Source organism: Amycolatopsis sp. lyj-23 (assembly GCF_046549135.1).
Taxonomy (GTDB): Bacteria; Actinomycetota; Actinomycetes; order Mycobacteriales; family Pseudonocardiaceae; genus Amycolatopsis.
Window position 1 is genome coordinate 1 of sequence record NZ_JAJPWN010000047.1, and the last position, 1449, is coordinate 1449.

General features: G+C 68.4%; 1 protein-coding gene. It reads left to right on the forward strand.

All coding sequences use genetic code 11. From position 1 onward, the window contains the following. The first annotated feature begins 231 nt into the window (after nucleotides 1-231). A complete protein-coding gene (locus ACLJPY_RS50090) occupies nucleotides 232-1425 on the forward strand; it encodes an IS110 family transposase (RefSeq protein ID WP_410598082.1) in 1194 nt (397 codons plus the stop codon). The last annotated feature ends 24 nt before the right edge of the window (nucleotides 1426-1449 follow it).

Genomic DNA, 1449 nt, shown 5'->3' on the forward strand with positions numbered 1-1449 from the left:
CCCCCGTTACCTTTTTCGTGGCTCCCACCAGGGAGTTGTGGTCACCAGGCCCGGCATGACTTACGCCCCCAGTCGAACCCATGATCCGGGGGGTGGTGTCACCGGGTCTGGTGGCATCGAGGGACCGCTGATAGGGACACGGCCACCTTGGGGTAGGTCTCGTCGTAACGTGGGTGCCGGCCATCGATGCCAGACTCGGTGATCACGTCGCGACGAACGAACGGCTGGTGGATGAGCAGCAGTTTCGGGGTGTTCCTCGGCCTGGACGTCGGCAAAAGCGAGCATCACGCGGTCGGTCTGGCCCCAGACGGCAAACGGCTGCATGACGGACCGCTTCCCAACAGCGAAGCGAAGCTGCGAGCCTTGTTCGACAAGCTCGCCCGGCACGGAACGTTGCTGGTCGTGGTTGACCAGCCCGCGACAGTCGGGGCGCTGCCGGTCACGGTTGCCCGCGCCGCCGGGCACCAGGTCGCCTACCTGCCCGGCCTGGCGATGCGCCGCATCGCCGACCTCTACCCAGGTCGGGCCAAGACCGATGCCCGGGACGCGTTCGTCATCGCCGACGCCGCCCGCTCCCTGCCGCACACACTCCGGCCGGTCGACGTCGGCGACGACACCCTGGCCGAGCTGGAGGTGCTGGTCGGGTTCGATGACGACCTGGCCGGCGAAGCGACCCGGATCAGCAACCGCATCCGCGGCTTGCTCACCGGCATCCACCCGGCTCTTGAACACGCCATCGGCCCCAAGGTCAGTCACCCGGCGGTGCTGGAAATCCTGTCCCGCTGCGGCGGCCCGGCCGGGATCGCCAAGGCCGGCCGCCGCAAACTGACCGCGATCGCCAAAGTCCACGCGCCTCGCATGGGCGAGCGGCTGGTTGAGGCGATCATGACCGCGCTCGGCGAGCAGGCTGTCACCGTCCCAGGCACCGCCGCCGCCGACACCGTCCTCCCGCGCCTGGCCGACAGCCTGAAAACTGTGCTTCTGCAACGAAAACACGTTGCCGAGCAGGTTGAGGGGATACTCGATGCGCACCCTCTTGCCGGGGTCCTGACCTCGATGCCCGGCATCGGTGTCAGGACCGCAGCCCGCATCCTGCTCGAAGTCGGGGACGCCTCGAACTTCGCCAGCTCGGGGCATCTGGCGGCCTACGCCGGCATCGCCCCGGTCACCCGCAGCTCCGGCACGTCGATCAGAGGTGAGCATCCAGCCCGGACCGGCAACCGCCAGCTCAAACGCGCGTTCTTCCTCGCCGCCTTCGCCTCGTTATCCGACCCGACCAGCCGGACCTACTACGACAGGAAGAGGGCCGAGGGCAAGAAGCACAACGCCGCGTTGATCTGCCTGGCCCGCCGCCGCTGCGACGTCCTCTACGCCATGCTCCGCAACGGCACCCACTACCAACACCCCGCGCCCGCTGCGGCTTGACAACCACATAGGGACACCCCCCCC